Raw genomic sequence first — 19,224 nt, forward strand, 5'->3', positions numbered from 1 at the left:
CTGTCGTCCCCCTCCTTCGCTAAGCGATTAGAGAGGGGGAAGGCGCGCAGCGACTCAGGGGGTGAGCGGCGATCACACCGCCGCTTCAATCTTCGGCATGGCCATGCGGGCCTTGGTCAGCGCCATGCCCAGGTTGGCCGTGCGCCGGCAGACGAAGACGGCCACGTAGTCGGGCATGAGCTTGCCGCGCAGGAAGACGTGGATGAGGTTGTCGCTGTTGACGATGAGTTCCTGGAAGTAGTGGTGGCCGTCGTCCTTGAGGCCGCGCGACTTCTTAAACAGGCTCTCGATCATCGAGACGTTGGGGCCGTTGAACAGGTCGGCCGTGGCAGCGGCCACGAGATCGATGACTTCGCGCGGATGCGAGTCCACCGTGCGGATGGCCAGCAGCATGCCGGAGGCGGCATCCACATAGCCGATGGCCAGACATTCGGGCACCGAACCGGCCACCTCGCTCAAAACGTTATCCAGGCTCATTGCAGCTTTCCTTTTTTGTGAATGGATGTGATCGGTCAGCCCATCTTCAGCAGCAGTGCCACTTCGTACGCATACAGCAGGTCCTCCTGGGCCTGGGACTGCACGTACTGGGCATCGATGAGGCGCACGCGGCGCAGCGCCTCGTCGGCGGTGAGGCCCTCGCGCACCAGCCATGCGGCCAGCACCGTGCCCGTGCGGCCCAGGCCGGCCAGGCAGTGCACGGCCAGCACCTCGCCCGCGCGCAGCATGGCCGACATGCGCGCCAGCAGCATCTGGATCTGGGCCACCGACGGTGATTCGTGGTCCCGCACCGGCAGGTGCAGGTTGCGCAGGCCATGGCGCTGCAGCGGCTCCTGCGGCAGGTCGTTTTCGGTCAGCGTGATCAGCACGGTGACGCCGCAGCCGCGCAGGGCCTTCAGGTCGAAGTCCATGGACTGCACCACGCCCGGTTGCGGCGCGCCCGCCAGCCGGCCCGGCACCAGCCAGGCAAAGCCGCTGGGGCCACGGCTGGCCGGCACGGCCTGCGGGTCGGCCACCAGCGGCTGCCAGTCCACCAGCACGGAGGGATTGACGGCGCGCGGCCGGGCTGCGGCAGCGGGTGCAGGTGCGGGCGCGGGTGCTGGTACCGGCGCAGGGACGGGTGCAGGCGCGGGTGCAGGCGCGGGCGCAGATGCAGGCATGGGTTCGGATGCAGGCTCGGCGGCCACTGCGTCCGACAGGAATTCGGAGATCGCGGCCACGGCCGCTGCAGGCAGCGGAGGAGGCAGGGGCACGCCCTCCTCCAGGTCTTCGGCCCGCGCATCGGGCGAGGCCACGGCACAGCTGCCGGTGCGCAGGAACTGCTGGCCCGCCAGCGACAGCGGCGCACGCTGGAAGGCTTCCATGGATTGCGCCTCGGCAATGCGGCCGCCGGCCAGCAGCAGCATGCCCTGCGCCACGGCCTGTGCGTGCTGCTGGTGGTGCGTGCTCATCAGCACGGCCGTGCGCTGGGCCACCTGGCGCAGCAGCTCCAGCAGCACGAAGGCCTCGTAGCCCTCAAGCTCTGCCGTGGGCTCGTCCACCATCAACAGGGCCGGCTCGGCCAGCGCTTCGCGCAGGATGGCCACGGCACGCTGCTGCACGGGGGACAGCTGCAGCGCCGGCTGGTCGAACATCAGCGCAAGCTCGGGAAAGCCGAAGGCCTGCACCTGCGCGCGGCACCAGTCGCGCAGCGCATGCGGCACGAGCTTGAGGCGGGGCCGGGCCAGCTCGACGATGGCGTCGAAGGTGCTGGCCATCATCAGCCGGGCCTGCTGCTGCACCAGGCGCGGCGCCTGCATGGCGCCGGTCCATTCCTGGCCCGCGTAGCGCACGCTGCCCCAGCGGCGAAAGCGCGGATTGGCGGCATTGAGATCGGCCAGCGTGCGCAGCAGCGTGGACTTGCCCGAGCCGCTGGGGCCCAGCAGGGCCGTGATGCCGTGGGTGGGCAGCGTGAAGTCCACCTCAGCCAGGATGACGCGCGCGCCGAACGATGCGCCCAAACCCGCCGCCTGCAAGCTGTAGTCCTGCTTCAAAGCATGCCCTTCCTGTTTTGCCATGGGCCCTTGCGGGCGCTTCTTCCTGAAACCAGAACGGTGCACGCCCGCCTGGATGGGCCGGCAGTCTAAGCGTATTCGCTCTATCTCAAATCGTCACAATTTGAAACACCGCTAACGCAAAAGGACGCGAATTCACAGAATACAACCATCACATTGCCGCACGAATGCAGGAATCGCCAGCCACTGGCCGGTTGAATTCCCCATGCAATAAGCCCCGGCACATTCGTGCCGGGGCTGTGCGATCAATTCAGTGTGCAGGTGCTTTTCAGTCCCTTACCTCCTTTCGCTTACCCGAGACGTACGGGAACAAATATCCTGTTGCCATCGCGCCAAATCAGCACGGCCACGGTCTTGCCGGCCTTGGCCATGGCGGCGCGCACGGCCTCGATATCTCCGGCAGGCGAGCCATTGATGGACAGCAGCACATCGCCCTGCGTGATGCCGGCCTCGGCCGCCGGGCCTGCGGCGTCGGCAACGACCAGGCCGTCCTTCACGCCGATCTGCTGCTTTTCCTCGGGCTGCAGCGGGCGCAGGGCCAGGCCCAGCTTGCCCTTGCCGGCGTCGGGCTTGTCCTTGGCCACCTTGGCGGCCTTGTCGCTGGCATCGCCCAGCACGGCGCTGAGCGTGCGGGCCTCGCCGTTGCGCCATATCTCCAGCGTGACCTTCTGGCCCGGCAGCGCCTGGCCCACAAAGGCCGGCAGATCGCCCGAGCCCACGATGGGCTGGCCATCGATCTTGCGCACCACGTCGCCGGGCTCCAGTCCCGCCTTGGCGGCAGGGCCGTTCTTGTCCACGCTGGACACCAGGGCGCCTTCGGGACGGTCGAGCTTGAAGGAATCGGCAAAGGCCTGGTTCACCTCCTGCACGGCCACGCCCAGCCGCGCATGCTGCACCTTGCCCGTGGCCACGATCTGCTGCTGCACGCGCGTGGCCACCTCGATGGGAATGGCGAAGGACACGCCCTGGTAGCCGCCCGAACGCGAGTAGATCTGGCTGTTGATGCCCACCACCTCGCCGCGCGCATTGAACAGCGGGCCGCCCGAGTTGCCGGGGTTGATGGCCACGTCCGTCTGCAGGAAAGGCACGAAGCTGTCGTCCGGCAGGGTGCGGCCCTTGGCGCTGACCACGCCGGCCGTCACGCTGCTCTCGAAGCCGAAGGGCGAGCCGATGGCCAGCACCCAGTCGCCCACGCGCAGATCGGCCGTCTTGCCCAGCGACACCGTGGGCAGGTTCTTCGCCTCGATGCGCAGCACGGCCACGTCGGTCTTGGGATCGGCGCCCAGCACCTTGGCGCTGAACTCGCGCCGGTCGGTCAGCTTGACGGTCACTTCCTTGGCGCCGCGCACCACGTGGGCGTTGGTCAGGATCAGGCCGTCGCTGGAGACGATGAAGCCCGAGCCTTCGCCGCGCGTGGGCACGTCGCGCTGGGGCTGGCCCTGGCCCATGCCCGGCATGCCGGGCACGCCGAAGCGGCGGAAGAATTCAAAGAACGGATCGTTGGGGTCCATGCCCGGCACGCCCTGCTGCCCCTGGCGCGCTGCGGCCTCGTCGCCGTCCTCGCCCATGGCACGCGAGCTGCCGACCACGCTGATGTTGACCACGGCCGCGCCATTGCGCGCCGTGATGTCGGCAAAGTTGGGCGCCGCCACGGCGCCGGCGGGAGAAGCAGGAGAAGCGGCAGAAGCAGGCTGTGCTGCAGGCGCAAACAGCGACGTGGCGGCACGCGCATCGCCATGCACCACACCAACCAGACCGGCGCCCGTGGCGCCCAGGGCGCCGATGGCACCTGCGGCCACCAGGGCCAGCACCAGACGGCGGGGAGTCGACAGAATCTTGTTCATGGCAGACCTTTCCTCAAAAGCAGCGTTCCTTGCTGCGTTGGGGAGAAGTCTGAAGGGGCAGACTTAGGCGAGGCTTAGAAGCCTCGCCGTGCCTCTCAGATCAGCGCCAGCACCTTCTCCGGCGGGCGGCACAGCGCCGCGCCCTTGGGCGTGACGACGATGGGGCGGTTGAGCAGCACCGGGTGCTCGGCCACGGCGGCGAGCAACTGCGCATCGCTGGCCAATGCATCGCCCAGGCCCAGCTCGGCGAAGACGGCTTCCTTGCTGCGCAGCAGCTCGCGCACGGGCATGCCCAGCTGCCGGACCAGGGCCTGCAGTTGCTCAGCGTCCAGGGGCTGGGCGATGTAGTCGACGATGGTCGGCTCTATGCCGTTGTCGCGCAGCAGGGCCAGCGCGCCGCGCGAGTTGCTGCAGCGGTTGTTGTGGTAGATGGTGATGTCGGTGCGGGGGGCGGTGGTGTTCATGGGCCGCAGTGTAGGCCCATGAAAATGCGTCTCAGGCCACGGCTTCCTCGGGATGGGCATCGACCTCGCGGCCGGGCAGCAGCAGGTTCAGCCCCACCGCGACCAGGGCGCCGACGGTAATGCCCGAGCCGAAGACTTCGCGCACGAAGGCAGGCATGCGGGCCAGCAGGTCCGGGCGCACCGTGACCGCCAGGCCGCAGCCCAGCGAGACCGCGATGATCAGGCTGGCGCGCCGCGAGTGCTCGGCGCCGCTGAGCATGCGGATGCCGGCAGAAATGATCATGGCAAACATCATCAGCCCCGCGCCGCCGAGCACGGGCTGCGGAATCGTCACCACCAGTGCGCCCAGCACAGGAAAGAGTCCGGCCAGCAGCAGCATGACGCTCGTCAGCATGACCACGTGGCGGCTGGCCACGCCGGTCAGCGAGACCACGCCCACGTTCTGAGCGAAGGTGGACAGCGGAGGGCTGGACATCACGGCCGCGAAGGCCGAGCCCACGCCGTCGCACAGCATGCCGCTGGACAGGCGCTTGCCGTCGATGCGCGTCTGCGTGGCCGCGCCCAGGGCCATGAAGGTGCCCGTGGTCTCGACGATGGTCACCAGAAAAGCGATGGACATGGCGACGATGCCGGCCACCGGGAACGTCATGCCGAAGGTCAGCGGCTGCGGGATGGCGAAGACCGCGGCCTCGCTCACCTGGGTGAAGTCGATCAGGCCCAGCGCCAGGCACAGCACATAGCCGCAGGCGATGCCCAGCACCACGGCCGAGGCAGAGACGATGCCCCTGCCCCACTGCACGAAGCCGATCACCAGCACCAGTACGAAGCCGGCGATGGCCAGGTGGCCGATCGCGCCGTAGTCGCTGCGGCCCACGCCGCCCGCAGCCCAGTCCACGGCGACGGGGGTCAGCGACAGGCCGATCATGGTCACGACCACGCTGGTCACGGTGTGCGGGAAGAAGCGGCGGATCACGGGCATGAAGTAGCTGCCCACGATCATCACCAGCGACCCTACCAGCGAGGAGCCCAGGATGCCGGCCACGCCATGCTCCAGCCCCACGCTGATGCCCGCGCCCACGAAGGCGAAGCTGGTGCCCATGACGCAGGGCAGCCGTATGCCCACGGGCCCCACCCCCCTGCACTGGACGATGGTGACCACGCCCGAGCCCAGCAGCGCTGCATTCACCAGCGCCACGATCTGGTCGGCCGGCAGCTTGAGCGCCCCGCCGAAGACCAGGGGCACGGCGATGATGCCGCCCAGCGCCGCCAGCAGGTGCTGCAGCGACAGAAGCACCGTGGTGATGAGCATTGGCGGACGGTCTTCCACCTTGTAAAGCAGTTGTTCCATTGTCTTGTCTCCTTGTGTCCTGGCCGTTGGCCTCTTCAGAGGCGCTTGTATGTATGTCGGGGCAGTGGTGCCGGAAAAGGGTGGGGGTCCTGAAAGTGCTGTCCGGGTCTTCGAGCCTCCTGGAGATGCTTCGGGGAAATGGCGCAGCGCGGCAGGTCGGCACCCGCGATGGCCTGGGTGCCGGCCTGCCGCGCTGCAGGGAGATGTCAGTGGCCCGCTGCGCGCTCGAACAGCGTGCGGGCCAGCTCGCGGTGGCGGGTCAGCACGCGCGGCAGGTCGGCGGTGAGCAGCAGCCCGTCGCGGACCACGACACGGCCGTTGATGACGCTGGTGGACACGTCGGTGGGCGTGCAGAACACCAGCGCGGCCACGGGGTCATGGCCTGCGCCCGCGTAGCCCACGCCCGACATGTCGAAGGCCACGAAGTCGGCCGACATGCCCGGCGCCAGCGCGCCGATGTCGTCGCGCCCCAGCACGCGCGCGCCGCCCAGCGTGGCGATCTCCAGCGCCTCGCGCGCGCCCATGGCGGCAGGGCCGTGGCCCACGCGCTGCAGCAGCAGGGCCTGGCGCGCCTCGCCCAGCATGTGGGCGCCGTCGTTGGAGGCGCTGCCGTCCACGCCCAGGCCCACGGGCACGCCCGCATCGCGCATGGTGCGCACGGGTGCGATGCCCGAGGCCAGGCGCATGTTGGAGCACGGGCAATGCGCCACGCCCGTGCCCGTGCGCGCGAACAGCGCAATGCCCTCGGCATCGAGCTTGACGCAGTGGGCATGCCAGACATCGGGGCCGACCCAGCCCAGGCTTTCGGCGTACTGCGCGGGGGTGAGGCCGAATTTCTCGCGAGAGAAGGCGACGTCGTTGTCGTTCTCGGCCAGGTGGGTGTGCAGCGACACGCCATGCGCACGCGCCAGCACGGCGGACTCGCGCATCAGCTCGCGCGTCACCGAGAACGGCGAGCATGGCGCCAGCACCACGCGCAGCATGGAGTGGCGTGCGCTGTCGTGGTACTGCTGGATCAGGCGCAGGCTGTCGCGCAGGATGGCTTCCTCTTCCTCCACCACCGCGTCGGGCGGCAGGCCGCCCTTGCTGCGGCCCAGGCTCATGGAGCCGCGCGCCGCATGAAAGCGCATGCCCATCTGCTGCGCCGCGGCGATGGAGTCGTCCAGCCGAGCGCCATTCGGATACAGGTACAGGTGGTCGCTGGTGGTGGTGCAGCCCGACAGCATCAGCTCGGCCATGGCGGTCTGGGTGGAGACGTGGATCATCTCCGGCGTGAGGTGCGACCACAGCATGTACAGGTTGGTGAGCCACGAGAACAGCTCCGCATCCTGCGCGGCCGGCACGGCGCGCGTGAGGCTCTGGTACATGTGGTGGTGCGTGTTGACCAGGCCCGGCATCACCACGCGGCCGCGCATGTCCAGCACCTGGGCCGTGCCGTCGTCCACCATGCGGCGGTACTGCGGCGGCAGATCGGCCGTGGCGCCCACCCATTGCACGGCCGGGCCGTCGGCCACCAGGGCGCCGTCGCGGATCTCGCGGCGCTGCGCATCCATGGTGACGAGTACATCGGCGTTCAGTGCGATCAAGGTCATGGCGTTCTCTTCTTCGAAATGGAAAAGCCGCCAGTCTAGGAAGGACAAGCCATTGCCGATAGCGCTGAATTCCGCCCGATGTGTCCACAAAAAGTGGACAAGTGCCTAAGACTCACCGCCCCCCGGCAAACAGCCTTGCCAGCGCCTGGCCGATGGACTGGGCCATCAGCTCCCCCGCCGCGCTCAACTGCCCCCTGGCCCGGCCGGTCAGCACCAGCGTCTGCCGCCGCAGATGCGCATCGCGCAAAGGCACGAAGACCAGGGCATTGCGGCTGCGCTCCTCCATCACGTCCAGCGGGTTGAGCAGGGCAATGCCCTCGCCCAGCATGACCAGGCGCTGGATCAGCGCCATGGAGGTGGACTCGGCCACGGGCGTGACCTCGATGGCGTTGCGCGCAAAGGCTTCGTCCAGCAGGCTGCGGATGGACAGCGGCGGCGCGGGCAGGATGAGCGGATGGCCTATGCACTCGCTGAGCAGCACCGACGATTGACGTGCCAGCGCATGCCGGGGCGGCACGATGGCGCCGATCTGCCATTCGCTGATGGCCAGCGCGCGCAGCGCGGGGCGTTCGGACAGGTCGTAGGCCAGGCCCAGGTCGGCGTCGCCGCCTTCCACGGCAGCCGCGATGTCGCTCAGGGGCAGGTCGATGATGCGCACCACGATGCCCGGGTGGCGCTGGCGGAATTCATGCACCAGCGAGGGCAGCAGCGAGCCGGCCAGCCCCGTGGTCGCGGCCACGGTGATCTCGCCGCTGCGCGCGCCCTGCAGTTCGGCAATGCGCTCGCGCAGCGCCGCATGCTCGCGCAGCGTGGCGCGCACATGGGCCAGCACCATCTCGCCCGTCGGGGTGAGGCGCAGGCGCTTGTGGATGCGCTCGAACAGGGGCGTGCCCAGCTCGGCCTCCAGGTCGAGGATCTGGCGGTTGACGGCCGTGGGGGCCACGTGCAGATGTTCGGCCGCCTTGCGGATGGAACCGCGGCGGACTACTTCGTCGAGATAGCGCAGGACTCTGGCGTGCATGGCGCGAGCGTAGCGGGGTTTGCCGGGCCGCGCTTTGCAGCGCCCGGCAGCCCAGGCTCAGCGGGCCGTGCCCGGGCGCTCGGCGCGCAGCGTGCGGCTGAGCATGATCACGGGGATCAGGCCCACCAGCACCAGGGCCAGCGACGGCAGGGCGGCCTCGCCCAGGCGTTCGTCGCGCGCGAGCTGGTAGGCCACGACGGCCAGGGTGTCGCTGTTGAAGGGGCGCAGCACCATGGTGGCGGGCAGCTCCTTCATCACATCGACGAAGACCAGCAGCGCCGCCGCCGCCGTGGAGCGCCTGAGCAGCGGCCAGTGCACGCGCGACAGCATGCCCCAGGCGCCCGTGCCCAGCATGCGGGCCGAGTCGTCCAGGCTGGGCGCGATGCGCGCATAGCCGCTTTGCATGGACTGCAGGGCCACAGCGCAAAAGCGCACCAGGTAGGCCCAGACAATGCCCACGGCGGTGGCCGTGACCAGGCCGGCAAAACCCCATTCGGGCCGCACCTGCTGCACCCAGCCCACGGGCAGCAGCAGGCCGACGACGACGACGGCGCCCGGCACCGCATAGCCCAGGCTGGCCAGTTGCACCACGCCGCGCGTGACGGCCGACTCCTTGTGGCGGCGCACGGCAAACGCCAGGGCCACGGCGATGATGACGGCCAGCACCGAGGTGATGGCGCCCAGGCGCACGCTGTTGAGCGCCCAGTCGAGGAAGCGGTCCCAGGGCAGCACCGACCAGTCGGCCGCCAGCGGGCGCAGCATGAAGAACACGGGCGCCACAAAGCCCATGAGCACGGGCAGCAGGCACACCAGCCAGGCCAGCGCGCAGCGCCAGCCGCGCAGGCGCAGCGGCTGCGCCTCGGCCGAGCCGGCACGGCCCGCGCCGCCGGTGACGAAGCGCATGCGCCGCTGCGCGCGCAGCTCCAGCTGCAGCAGCAGCACCACCAGCACCAGCAGGAAGGTGGCCAGCTGCGCAGCGGCAATGCGGTTGTCCATGGACAGCCAGGCCTTGTAGATGCCCGTGGTGAAGGTCTGTATGCCGAAATAGCTGACCACGCCGAAGTCGGCCAGCGTCTCCATCACCACCAGGGCCACGCCAGCGGCCACGGCCGGGCGCGCCAGCGGCAGCGCCACCGACCAGATGCGCCGCGACAGCGGCGCGCCCATCAGGCGCGCGGCCTCCATCAGGTGCGCGGCGCGCTCGCCCAGCGCGGTGCGCGCCAGCAGGTAGACATACGGGTAGAGCGAGAAGATGAAGACCCAGACCGCGCCGCCGAGGCTGCGCACCTCGGGCAGGAGCCGGCCTTCCAGGCCATAGGTGTCGCGCAGCCAGGTCTGCAGCGGGCCGCTGAACTGCAGGAAGTCGGTATAGGCATAGGCCGTGACATAGGCCGGCATGGCCAGCGGCAGCAGCAGCAGCCATTCCAGTTGGCGCCGGCCGCGGAAGTCGAACAGCGTCACGGCCGCCGCCGTGCCCGTGCCCACGATGGCCGCGCCCAGCGCCACCAGCAGGCCCAGCCAGACCGTGGTCCACAGGTAGCCGGGCAGCACGGTGGCGGCCATCTCGCGCAGGATGGAGCCGGCCAGGGCATCGCCCTGCCCCAGAGGCAGCCAGGAGCCGAGCACGGCCAGCACGGGCAGCATCAGCACCAGGGCCAGCAGGAGCAGGGGAAGGGAGCGGAGTACGGACGACAGACGGCGCAAAGCGGAGGTCTCGGCTAGAGGATGAGGGGGAGGATCTGGCTGCCGGGCTATGGAACGGGCCGGGATCCGCGGCAGCCACCGGCCTGTGGGCCGAGGTGCCGCCGAGACCGGACGTGCCTGCGGGCTGCTGGAGTCGGCGGGCTCCGGGCATGCCCCAGGCCCGCCAATGCAAATGCGAATTCTATTCATTTGCGCGGTTCTACAATCGCCGCATGTTTTTGACCGTCTCCCAACTCGAGGTGCGCTACCCGGGCCGCGACAGGCCTGCCGTGCAGGGCGTCACGCTGAATCTGGCCGCTGGCGACATCGGCGTGCTCATCGGCCCCTCGGGCTGCGGCAAGACCACGCTGCTGCGTGCCGTGGCGGGCCTGGAGCCCGTGAGCGGCGGCGAGATCCGCATCGACGGCCAGCTCGTGGGCAGCGCGGATTTCTCGCTCCCTCCCGAGCAGCGGCGCATCGGCATGGTGTTCCAGGACTATGCGCTGTTCCCCCATCTGAACGTGGGCCGCAACGTGGCCTTCGGCATCCACCATCTGCCCAAGGCCCGCCAGGCCGAGCGCGTGGCCGAGGTGCTGGAGCTGGTGGGCCTGGCCGGCAGTGCAGGAAGGTTTCCGCACGAGCTGTCAGGCGGCCAGCAGCAGCGCGTGGCGCTGGCCCGCGCGCTGGCGCCCAGCCCGCAGCTGATGCTGCTGGACGAGCCGTTTTCCAACCTCGACGTGGACCTGCGCGAGCGCCTGGCGCATGAGGTGCGCGGCATCCTCAAGGCAGCAGGCGCCACGGCCCTGTTCGTCACGCACGACCAGCTGGAGGCGTTTGCCATCGGCGACATGATCGGTGTGGTCCACCAGGGGCAGCTGCAGCAGTGGGACGACGCCTATTCGCTGTACCACCGGCCGGCCACGCGCTTCGTGGCGGACTTCATCGGCCACGGCGTCTTCGTGCCGGCCACGCTGGCCCACAGCGGTGCCGGCGGCGTGGTGGCGCGCACGGCGCTGGGCGATCTGGTCGATCCGGCCACCTGCCCGCTGCCTGCGCAGTTTGCGGACGGCGAGTGCGATGTGCTGCTGCGCGCCGACGATGTGGTGCACGACGATGCCTCGCCCGTGCAGGCGCGCATCCTGCGCAAGGCGTTTCGCGGCTCGGAGTTCCTCTACACGCTGGAGCTGGCCAGCGGCCACAGCGTGCTGGCCCATGTGCCCAGCCACCACGACCATGCGGTGGGCGAGTGGGTGGGCATACGGCTGGACATGAATCACGTGGTCGCCTTCCCGCGCGAGAGACAGGGCACTGCGCAGACCGCAGCGGCCTGAGCAGGCGGCCGCCGCCGCGCCGTCCAGGCCTTTGTCATCCGACGGTCATGGGTGAAACCCAGAATCTGTCACATCTTGTGACAATTCAAGGCCACCCATGTTTGCTCTGGACCCCTCCTCCACGCAGCACGCTGCATCTGCTCCGACACCGGTTCCGGCGCTTGCCCCTGCGCCCGCCGCGCCACGCCTGCTGGCCCGCGCAGGCCAGCTCAGCCAGCCCACGGCGCCGATTCCCCCCGACACCAGCAACGAGGACGTGCACCGGCTGTTCAGCGAGCAGCCCCTGCTCGAAACCCTGGCCGTGGTGGCCGACGATCGGCCGCTGGGCCTGATCAACCGCCAGCGCTTCATGGAGCAGTACGCGCGGCCCTTTGCGCGCGACGTGTTCGGCCGCCGCAGCTGCCTGGTATTCACCGACACCGCGCCCATGGTGGTGGCGGCCGGCCTGCCCATCGACCAGTTGGTGCAGCAGGCGCTGGCCAGCGGCAGCCGCGTGCTCAAGGACGGCTTCATCACCGTCGAGGAAGGCCGCTATGCAGGCATAGGCACGGGCCACGCGCTGATGGCCGCCATGTCCGACATCGAGGCCGACAAGACGCGCCAGCTCATGGCCAGCATCGACTACGCCAGCCTGATCCAGCGCTCGCACCTGGTCGAGTCCGACCGCGTGCTGGCCAGCCAGCTGGCCGACCACGGCCTGCTGTGGGAGCCGCGCGACGTGGTGGGCGGCGATGCGTATTTCTTCCGTGCCACACCGCAGGGCCTGCTGGGCTGCATGTTCGACTGCACGGGCCACGGCGTGCCGGGCGCCTTCATGACGCTGATTGCGCTGTCCTTCCTCGAACAGGCCGTGGCGCCTGCAGGTATCGGCACCAGTACCGGCACCGGCGCCGCCATCGACCCCGGCGCCCTGCTGGGCCAGATGAACCGCTACATCAAGCGCGTGCTGCAGCAGCGCACCCGCGACGCCCAGCCGGCCTGGGGCGCACCAGCGGCCCCCGCCGACGGCCTGCCGGCGGAGAAGACCTCCAGCGACGGCCTGGACGCCGCGCTGTTCCTGCAGTCGCCCTGCGGCACGCAACTGCGCTTTGCATCGGCCCGGCTGGACCTGCTGGTGGCGCCACCCGGCGTGCAGGAGGCGGCCCAGGTGCAGATCCATGCCGGCGACAAGCTGGGCATAGGCTATGCGACCACGCCCGACGACGCGGCCTGGAGCACGCAGGTGCTGGAGGTCGCGCCTGGCTCGCTGCTGATGGTGGCCACCGATGGCGTCATCGACCAGTTGGGCGGCCCGCGCCAGATCGCCCACGGCAGAAAGCGCCTGGCGCGCTTCCTGCACGAGCAGCAGGACCGCCCCGCCGCCCAGGCCTGCGCCGAATTCCGGCAGGCCTTCGCCCAGTGGCAGGGCACGCAGCGCCGGCGCGACGATGTGTCTCTGCTGGTCTGGCGCAACCAGGCCCTGCAGCCCGCCACCTGCGTGCAAGGCCAGCCATGAGCCCGGCCGAATTCGCTCAGCTGCGCGCCCAGGCCGAGCACAACGGCCTGCTGCTGTACTACGCGGGCACCTTCAACCCCCACGTGATCCAGGCGGCGGCCGACACGCTCAAGAGCCGCCTGGCCAGCGAGGACGGATCGAGCAGCGCCAAGCGCAAGCTGTTTTCCACCTTCATCGAGATGGCGCAGAACGTGCTGCACTACGCAGCGCCCCTGCCTGCGGCCGACACCGGCCCCCGCCAGGCGCTCAGCGCGCCCGTGCCACAGGGCGCCATCGGCGTGGGCCGCATCGATGCGCTGGCCTGCGCCCAGGAGGCGGGCGCCGAGCCGGCGCCGGCCCGCTTCTGGATCGCCTGCAGCAATGCCGTGCGCAGCGAGCATGTGCCGCGCCTGGCCGCCAAGCTGGATGCCGTGCGCGCCATGAGCCACCCCGAGATCAAGGCCGCCTACAAGGCCCAGCTGCACAACACGGACCACGGCACCAGCGACGACATCAGCCGGGGCGCGGGCCTGGGCTGGCTGACCATTGCGCGCGATGCCTCGGCACCGCTGCAGTACCACATCGCCACGGGAGAGGACGCCGCCGAGACCGCGCCCCATGCCGTATTCCACGTCAAGGCGCTGATCTGAACGCCGGGCGTCCTTCAACGAACCGACCTGCCGCCATGCAAGCATTGAAATCCGAACGCACCTCCGTCACGCCCGAAGTGGTCTTCTCGCCGGCCGAGCAGCTTCTGCGCATCGAAGGCGAGTGCTATCCCGAAAACCCCCTGCCCTTCTTCAACCCCATCCTGTCCATGCTGGGCCGGTATTTCGAGGCGAGCCAGCCCCCTCGCTTCGTGGCCGAGATGAAGCTGCAGTACATCAACAGCGCCTCCACCATGGGCCTGCGCTCGCTGTTCGCGCTGCTGGACCAGGCCGGGCAAAAGGGCACGGACATCCGCGTGGTCTGGGCCTTTGACGAGGAGGACGACGCCATCGAGGAACTGGGCGCCGACCTGGTGGAGGACTTCGCCAACCTGGTGCTGGAGCGACAGCCCTACAGCAACTGAGGGCAGGCCTGCTCCGCCCTGGCCTTCAGGCCAGCGGCTTGCCCATGAGCACCGTGGTCAGGCCGCAGTCCCATTCCTCGTCGGGATAGGTGTCCAGCGTGGCATATCCCTGCGCCGTGTAAAAGCCCAGGGCCTGGGTGTTGAAGCTGTCGGTCTCCAGCCGCACCTGGGCGTGGCCGTCGGCGCGCATGGCCTGCTCCGCGTGGGCCAGCAGCGCACGGCCCACGCCGCGCCCCTGCCAGGCCGGCAGCACATGCAGGGCGCCGATGAAGTCATCCACGCGGTCCACGAAGCCGGCCACCACGCCATCGCACTCGGCCACCCAGAACAGGTGGCCGCGCGACTGCACGTACTGCGCGGTGCGGCCCGAGGCGCGGAACCGCGCATCCTTGTCCGCCGTCAGCTGGGGCTTCCAGGTGCTCTCGTAGGTGGCCCAGAGAACGGCGTTCAGGGCAGCGGTGTCATCAGGCCGCGCGGGCCGGAGCGTGAGAGTGTCAGTCATGTCGCTGGCAAGGTTCAGGCCTGGCGCAGCCGGTCCACCTCGGCATGCAGGTCCTGGGCCCAGACGCGGCGGTCGCGGCCATCGGCCGTCTGCGGCTGGCCATAGTGGACGGCGGCGACCAGATCGTCGGCACACAGCGTGCGCCAGATGGAGCCCAGCAGGGTTTCATCGCCCTCGTAGCTGGGCGCGTGGCTGATCTGCCCGGTGGCGCCGTCGATGAAGCGCAGGCCCACGGGCAGCACGGGCGCACCGATCTGCACGGCCGCCTGCAGCAAATTGGCATGGAAGGGCAGCAGCTTGCGGCCATCGCCCGTCGTGCCTTCCGGGAAGATGGCCAGGATCTCGCGGCGCTGCAGGGATTCCTCCATGCTCTGCACCATGCGCCGCGCATCGCGGCGCGAGGTGCGCTCGATGTACAGCGTGCCCGCCGCCGTGGCCAGCGTGCCGATCAGCGGCCAGCCCTTGACGTCGGACTTGGAGATGAAGCGGCAATGCCGCGCCGCATGCAGCACGGGAATGTCGAGCCAGGAAATATGGTTGCTGACCATGAGCATGGGGCCCTGGCTCGGCGGCTCGCCCTGGATCTCCAGGCGCACGCCCGCATGGGCCAGCAACTGCAGGGCCCAGGCCTGCACATGGGCGTGCTGGCGCTCCTCGGGCAGCTGCGGAAAGCGCAGGGCCACGATCCACAGCCCCTTGCACACATGGCCGAACAGGCGCGCTGCGCGCAGCGTGGCGCGCCCTCCATTACGCAAGCGTTTCATTTCAGCCATTCAGAGCGTTTGGCAACGCCCATGCCCGTGAAACAGGCACGCTCCATCTCAGGGACACCGAGGAAGGGCCGCCCCGCACCGAGGGTGTCGTCCCCCTCCCTCGCGTAGCGAGTAGAGAGGGGGAAGTCGCGAAGCGGCTCAGGGGGCGCTTCATTTCAGCGGCGTTCGTAAGCGATATGGCCGTCGACCAGCGTGCAGCGCACGCGGGCCGGCAGTTCGTAGCCGCCGAAGGGCGTGCTCTTGCCCTGGCTGGCCAGCTCCTGGGGCTTGACCGTCCAGGCCGCCTGCGGATCGACGATGCACAGGTCGGCCACGCCGCCCTCGGCCAGCCGGCCCAGCTGCCCCTGCAGCTCGCCCAGAGACGAGCCCAGCACCTGCACGGGCGATGCCGTGATGGCGGCCAGCGCACGGTTCAAAGGCACGCCACCGTCCTGCGACCACTTGACGGCCAGCGACAGCAGCAGCTCCACGCCCGTGGCGCCGGGCTCGGCCTCGGCAAAGGGCAGGACCTTGGCATCCTCATCGACGGGCGTGTGGTCGGAGACCAGGGCGTCGATGGTGCCATCGGCCAGCGCGGCAGACAGCGCATCGCGGTCGCGCTGCTGGCGCAGCGGCGGCGTGACGCGGGCGCTGCTGTCGAAGTAGCCGATATCGGTATCGGTCAGGTGCAGCGAGTTGATGGACACGTCGGCCGTGACCTGCAGGCCTTCGGCCTTGGCACGGCGCACCAGTTCCACGCCTGCGGCGCTGGACAGGCGGCACAGGTGCACGCGCGCCTGGGTGCCGCGCATCAGCTCGAAGATGGTGTGCAGGGCAATCGTCTCGGCCGCCACGGGCACGCCGGACAGGCCCATGCGCGTGGCCAGCGGGCCGCTGGCGGCCACGCCCTTGCCCAGGTACAGCTCCTGCGGGCGCAGCCACACGGTGTAGCCGTAGGTGGCCGCATACGCCAGGGCGCGCTGCAGAGTCTGGGTGCTGGTCATGGGCACCTCGGCCTGGCCGAAGCCGATGCAGCCGGACTCGGTCAGCTCGGCCATTTCGGTCAGCACCTCGCCCTTGAGGCCCAGCGTCAGCGCGCCCAGCGGGAACAGGCGCGACTGGTGCAGCTTCTCGGCGCGGAACTTGAGCATCTCCACCAGGCCCTGCTCGTCGAGCACGGGATCGGTATCAGGCGGGCAGACCAGGCTGGTCACGCCACCGGCCACCGAGGCGGCCATCTCGGACTGCAGCATGCCTTCGTGCTCGTGGCCGGGCTCGCGCAGGCGCACGGCCAGATCGACCAGGCCCGGCAGCACCCAGCAGCCGGCGGCATCGATCTCGCGTTCTGCGGCAAATCCCTCGGGCGCCTTGCCGATGGCCAGCACCTTGCCGCCGTCGATGGCCACGTCGGCCTGCTGGTCCAGGCCCCGTGCCGGGTCCATCACTCGGCCGTTGCGGATGAGTATCTTCATGGTTTGCTACCCCGTAGACCGCAGGCGGCGCATGGGCTGCGGCCTGCGGCGATCAAAAACATATGCGTGTGTGGAGGCTCAAGCCTCGTTGCCGGCGACGATGGACATGACGGCCATGCGGACCGCGATGCCGAAGGACACCTGCGACAGGATCACGGCCTGCGGGCCATCGACCACTTCGGAGTCGATCTCCACGCCGCGGTTGATGGGTCCCGGGTGCATGACGATGGCGTCCGGCTTGGCCAGGCGCAGCTTCTCGGCCGTGAGGCCGAAGCTCTTGAAGTATTCCTGGCTGGACGGCAGCAGGGCGCCGCTCATGCGCTCGTTCTGCAGGCGCAGCATGATGATCACGTCGCAGTCCCGGATGCCCTCTTCCAGCGTGTGGAAGACGCGCACGCCCATCTGCGCCAGGTCCGGCGGCACCAGGGTGCGCGGGCCGACGACGCGCACTTCGGCCGCGCCCAGCGTGGTCAGCGCATGGATGTCGGAGCGCGCCACGCGCGAATGCAGCACATCGCCCACGATGGCCACGCGCAGGTTGGCGAAGTCCTTCTTGTAGTGGCGGATGGTGTACATGTCCAGCAGCCCCTGCGTGGGGTGGGCGTGGCGGCCGTCGCCGGCATTGACCACGTGGACATGGGGCGCCACATGCTGGGCGATGAGGTAGGGCGCGCCCGACTCGCTGTGGCGCACGACGAAGATGTCGGCGGCCATGGCCGAGAGGTTGGCGATGGTGTCCAGCAGCGACTCGCCCTTGCTGGCCGAGCTGCGCGCGATGTCCAGGTTGAACACGTCGGCCGACAGGCGCTTGGCCGCGATCTCGAACGTGGTGCGCGTGCGCGTGCTGTTCTCGAAGAACAGGTTGAACACGCTCTTGCCGCGCAGCAGCGGCACCTTCTTGACCTCGCGGTCATTGACGCTGACGAAGTTGGCCGCCGTGTCCAGGATGTGGGTGAGGATGTCCTTGGACAGTCCTTCGGTGGACAGCAGGTGGATCAGTTCGCCGTTCTTGTTGAGCTGGGGATTGCGCTTGTACAGCACGGTCAGGCCTCTTGGATGCGGAATTGGAAGACGCCGGCGTCATCGCGCGCCAGCGACAGCAGGCGGTCGGCCGGCAGCGCGATGCGCGCGGCGGCAAAGTCGGCCTGGAAGGGCAGCTCGCGCCCGCCCCGGTCCACCAGCACCGCCAGGCGCACGCAGGCCGGGCGGCCGTAGTCATAGAGTTCGTTGAGCACGGCGCGCACGGTGCGGCCGGTGTAGAGCACGTCGTCCAGCACCAGGATGTCGGCGCCGTTGACGTCAAAGTCGATCTGCGTCTGGGCGCTGGTGGCCATGCCGCGCTGCGCGAAGTCGTCGCGGTGCAGGGCCGAGGACAGCACGCTGGGGTTGCCGGGCAGGTTCAGGTCCTTGTGCAGCCGCTCCACCAGCCAGGCGCCGCCCGAGGTGATGCCGGCCAGGCGGGTTTCAGGCCCCATGAGGCTGCGCACGCCGCGCAGCAGTTCGCGGTACAGGGCCTCGGCGTCCAGCACCAGGCTGCCGGCTCCCGCAATGGATTCACTCATGGAAGACTCCTCAAAAACTGTTCAAGAATGATGCAGGCCGAGGCCGCATCGGCATCCCTTGCGCCACCGGCCAGGGCCTCGGTGGTGCTGTAGCGCTCGTCCACCTCGTAGACAGGCAGGCCGAAGCGGCTCTTGAGCTGGCGGCCGAACTTCTTCGCCCGCGCCGTGTTCTCGTGCGCGTTGCCGTCGGGGTGGTAGGGCACGCCGATGACCAGGGCATCGGGCTGCCACTCCTTGATGCGCTCGCCGGCCTGGGCCAGGCGGGCCTCGCCGGCCTCGGCGCGGATGGTGGGCAGCGGGTTGGCCGAGCGCAGCAGGCGCGTGCCCACGGCGCAGCCCGTGCGCTTGGCCCCGAAATCGAAGGCCACGAAACTCTGGAAATGGGAGGGAACGACGGGCGGCACGGCCGTGCCGGCTGCCGCTGCTGCCTGGGGCTCGGGAGCGGGAAGGCTCATGCGCGCCCCGCTTCGGGCGAGATCATCCAGCGCTGCAGGCCCAGCAGGCCCAGGGCGCGGTCATAGCGGTCGTCGACCGGGGTATCGAAGATGACGTTGGCGTCGGCGCCCACCGTGAGCCAGGCGTTTTCGGCCAGCTCCGACTCCAGCTGGCCCTCGCCCCAGGAGGCATAGCCCAGGGTGACCAGCAGGCGCTTGGGGCCTGCGCCGTCGGACAGGGCTTCGAGCACGTCCTTGGAGGTGGTCATCTCCAGGCCGCCGGGAATGGTCATGGTCGAGGCGTAGGCGGACTCGTCGTCGGGCGCGCCTTCGATCACCATGGGATCGTGCAGCACGAAGCCGCGATCGGTCTGTACGGGCCCGCCGTTGAAGACGCGGTTGCCGCGAAGGTCCTCGCGGCCCAGGGCCAGATCCACCTTTTCCAGCAGGCCTTCCAGCGTAAGCTGCGAGGGCTTGTTGATAATCAGACCGAGCGCACCGCGCTCGCTGTGTTCGCACAGGTAGATCACACTGCGCGAGAACGCTTCGTCTTCCAGGCCAGGCATGGCAATCAGGAAGTGGTGCGTCAGATTGATAGGCGCAGTTTCAGCAGACATAACGA

Annotated in this window: 19 protein-coding genes; 4 read left to right on the forward strand and 15 right to left on the reverse strand. The window is 69.3% G+C overall.

Going from position 1 to position 19,224, the window contains the following annotated elements:
* Positions 1–72: 72 nt before the first annotated feature.
* The 8 genes from ACF8O7_RS04930 to ACF8O7_RS04965 form a co-directional block, all read right to left on the reverse strand.
* Positions 73–477 carry a hypothetical protein gene (locus tag ACF8O7_RS04930; RefSeq protein ID WP_012203525.1) on the reverse strand — a complete coding sequence of 135 codons (405 nt, stop codon included), beginning with the start codon at positions 475–477 and terminating at the stop codon, positions 73–75.
* 35 nt (positions 478–512) lie between these two features.
* The gene (locus ACF8O7_RS04935) at positions 513–2,030 is read right to left on the reverse strand and encodes an ATP-binding cassette domain-containing protein (protein WP_392442621.1); all 1,518 of its coding nucleotides are present in this window, start codon (positions 2,028–2,030) and stop codon (positions 513–515) included.
* A 311-nt stretch (positions 2,031–2,341) separates the two neighbouring features.
* Entirely contained in the window at positions 2,342–3,895 is a 1,554-nt protein-coding gene (locus ACF8O7_RS04940) for a Do family serine endopeptidase (protein WP_016447917.1), read from the reverse strand.
* 95 nt (positions 3,896–3,990) lie between these two features.
* Positions 3,991–4,359 carry an arsenate reductase (glutaredoxin) gene (arsC, locus tag ACF8O7_RS04945; RefSeq protein ID WP_016447918.1) on the reverse strand — a complete coding sequence of 123 codons (369 nt, stop codon included), beginning with the start codon at positions 4,357–4,359 and terminating at the stop codon, positions 3,991–3,993.
* A gap of 31 nt (positions 4,360–4,390) precedes the next feature.
* Positions 4,391–5,707, reverse strand: coding sequence for a nucleobase:cation symporter-2 family protein (locus ACF8O7_RS04950; RefSeq protein ID WP_392442625.1), 1,317 nt, complete (start codon positions 5,705–5,707; stop codon positions 4,391–4,393).
* A gap of 206 nt (positions 5,708–5,913) precedes the next feature.
* The gene (locus ACF8O7_RS04955) at positions 5,914–7,299 is read right to left on the reverse strand and encodes an 8-oxoguanine deaminase (protein WP_016447920.1); all 1,386 of its coding nucleotides are present in this window, start codon (positions 7,297–7,299) and stop codon (positions 5,914–5,916) included.
* Positions 7,300–7,411: 112 nt separating this feature from the next.
* A complete protein-coding gene (locus ACF8O7_RS04960; protein WP_016447921.1) occupies positions 7,412–8,320 on the reverse strand; it encodes a LysR family transcriptional regulator in 909 nt (302 codons plus the stop codon).
* 57 nt (positions 8,321–8,377) lie between these two features.
* Positions 8,378–10,024, reverse strand: a complete 1,647-nt coding sequence (locus tag ACF8O7_RS04965) for an iron ABC transporter permease (RefSeq protein WP_047217489.1) — start codon at positions 10,022–10,024, stop codon at positions 8,378–8,380.
* A gap of 212 nt (positions 10,025–10,236) precedes the next feature.
* Between ACF8O7_RS04965 and ACF8O7_RS04970 the strand changes: the two genes are divergently transcribed.
* From ACF8O7_RS04970 to ACF8O7_RS04985, 4 genes are all read left to right on the forward strand, one after another.
* Positions 10,237–11,334, forward strand: a complete 1,098-nt coding sequence (locus ACF8O7_RS04970) for an ABC transporter ATP-binding protein (protein WP_034347786.1) — start codon at positions 10,237–10,239, stop codon at positions 11,332–11,334.
* Between the two features lie 97 nt (positions 11,335–11,431).
* The gene (locus tag ACF8O7_RS04975; protein ID WP_070080642.1) at positions 11,432–12,829 is read left to right on the forward strand and encodes a SpoIIE family protein phosphatase; all 1,398 of its coding nucleotides are present in this window, start codon (positions 11,432–11,434) and stop codon (positions 12,827–12,829) included.
* Positions 12,826–13,458 carry a DUF6272 family protein gene (locus tag ACF8O7_RS04980; protein WP_016453196.1) on the forward strand — a complete coding sequence of 211 codons (633 nt, stop codon included), beginning with the start codon at positions 12,826–12,828 and terminating at the stop codon, positions 13,456–13,458. The genes ACF8O7_RS04975 and ACF8O7_RS04980 overlap by 4 nt, the downstream gene beginning before the upstream one ends.
* 35 nt (positions 13,459–13,493) lie before the next feature.
* Entirely contained in the window at positions 13,494–13,880 is a 387-nt protein-coding gene (locus tag ACF8O7_RS04985; RefSeq protein WP_016447926.1) for a DUF1987 domain-containing protein, read from the forward strand.
* A 25-nt stretch (positions 13,881–13,905) separates the two neighbouring features.
* Here ACF8O7_RS04985 and ACF8O7_RS04990 read toward each other — a convergent pair whose 3' ends face one another.
* From ACF8O7_RS04990 to ACF8O7_RS05020, 7 genes are all read right to left on the reverse strand, one after another.
* Positions 13,906–14,382, reverse strand: coding sequence for a GNAT family N-acetyltransferase (locus tag ACF8O7_RS04990; RefSeq protein ID WP_017406130.1), 477 nt, complete (start codon positions 14,380–14,382; stop codon positions 13,906–13,908).
* Positions 14,383–14,396: 14 nt separating this feature from the next.
* Positions 14,397–15,146: a 1-acyl-sn-glycerol-3-phosphate acyltransferase gene (locus ACF8O7_RS04995; RefSeq protein WP_047474755.1), complete on the reverse strand. Its 750-nt coding sequence runs from the start codon at positions 15,144–15,146 to the stop codon at positions 14,397–14,399.
* 164 nt (positions 15,147–15,310) lie between these two features.
* The gene (locus ACF8O7_RS05000; protein ID WP_016447929.1) at positions 15,311–16,606 is read right to left on the reverse strand and encodes a dihydroorotase; all 1,296 of its coding nucleotides are present in this window, start codon (positions 16,604–16,606) and stop codon (positions 15,311–15,313) included.
* Positions 16,607–16,684: 78 nt separating this feature from the next.
* On the reverse strand, positions 16,685–17,647 hold the full coding sequence (locus ACF8O7_RS05005; protein ID WP_012203510.1) for an aspartate carbamoyltransferase catalytic subunit: 963 nt from the start codon (positions 17,645–17,647) through the stop codon (positions 16,685–16,687).
* Positions 17,648–17,649: 2 nt separating this feature from the next.
* Entirely contained in the window at positions 17,650–18,168 is a 519-nt protein-coding gene (gene pyrR / locus ACF8O7_RS05010) for a bifunctional pyr operon transcriptional regulator/uracil phosphoribosyltransferase PyrR (protein ID WP_013804027.1), read from the reverse strand.
* Positions 18,165–18,623 carry a Holliday junction resolvase RuvX gene (gene ruvX / locus ACF8O7_RS05015; RefSeq protein ID WP_392405929.1) on the reverse strand — a complete coding sequence of 153 codons (459 nt, stop codon included), beginning with the start codon at positions 18,621–18,623 and terminating at the stop codon, positions 18,165–18,167. The genes pyrR and ruvX overlap by 4 nt, the downstream gene beginning before the upstream one ends.
* Positions 18,620–19,219, reverse strand: coding sequence for a YqgE/AlgH family protein (locus tag ACF8O7_RS05020; protein ID WP_012203507.1), 600 nt, complete (start codon positions 19,217–19,219; stop codon positions 18,620–18,622). Before ACF8O7_RS05020 ends, ruvX begins: the two co-directional genes overlap by 4 nt.
* Positions 19,220–19,224 lie beyond the last annotated feature (5 nt).

It is taken from the genome of Delftia sp. WSY_16 (assembly GCF_043104415.1).
Taxonomy (GTDB): Bacteria; Pseudomonadota; Gammaproteobacteria; order Burkholderiales; family Burkholderiaceae_C; genus Comamonas; species Comamonas tsuruhatensis.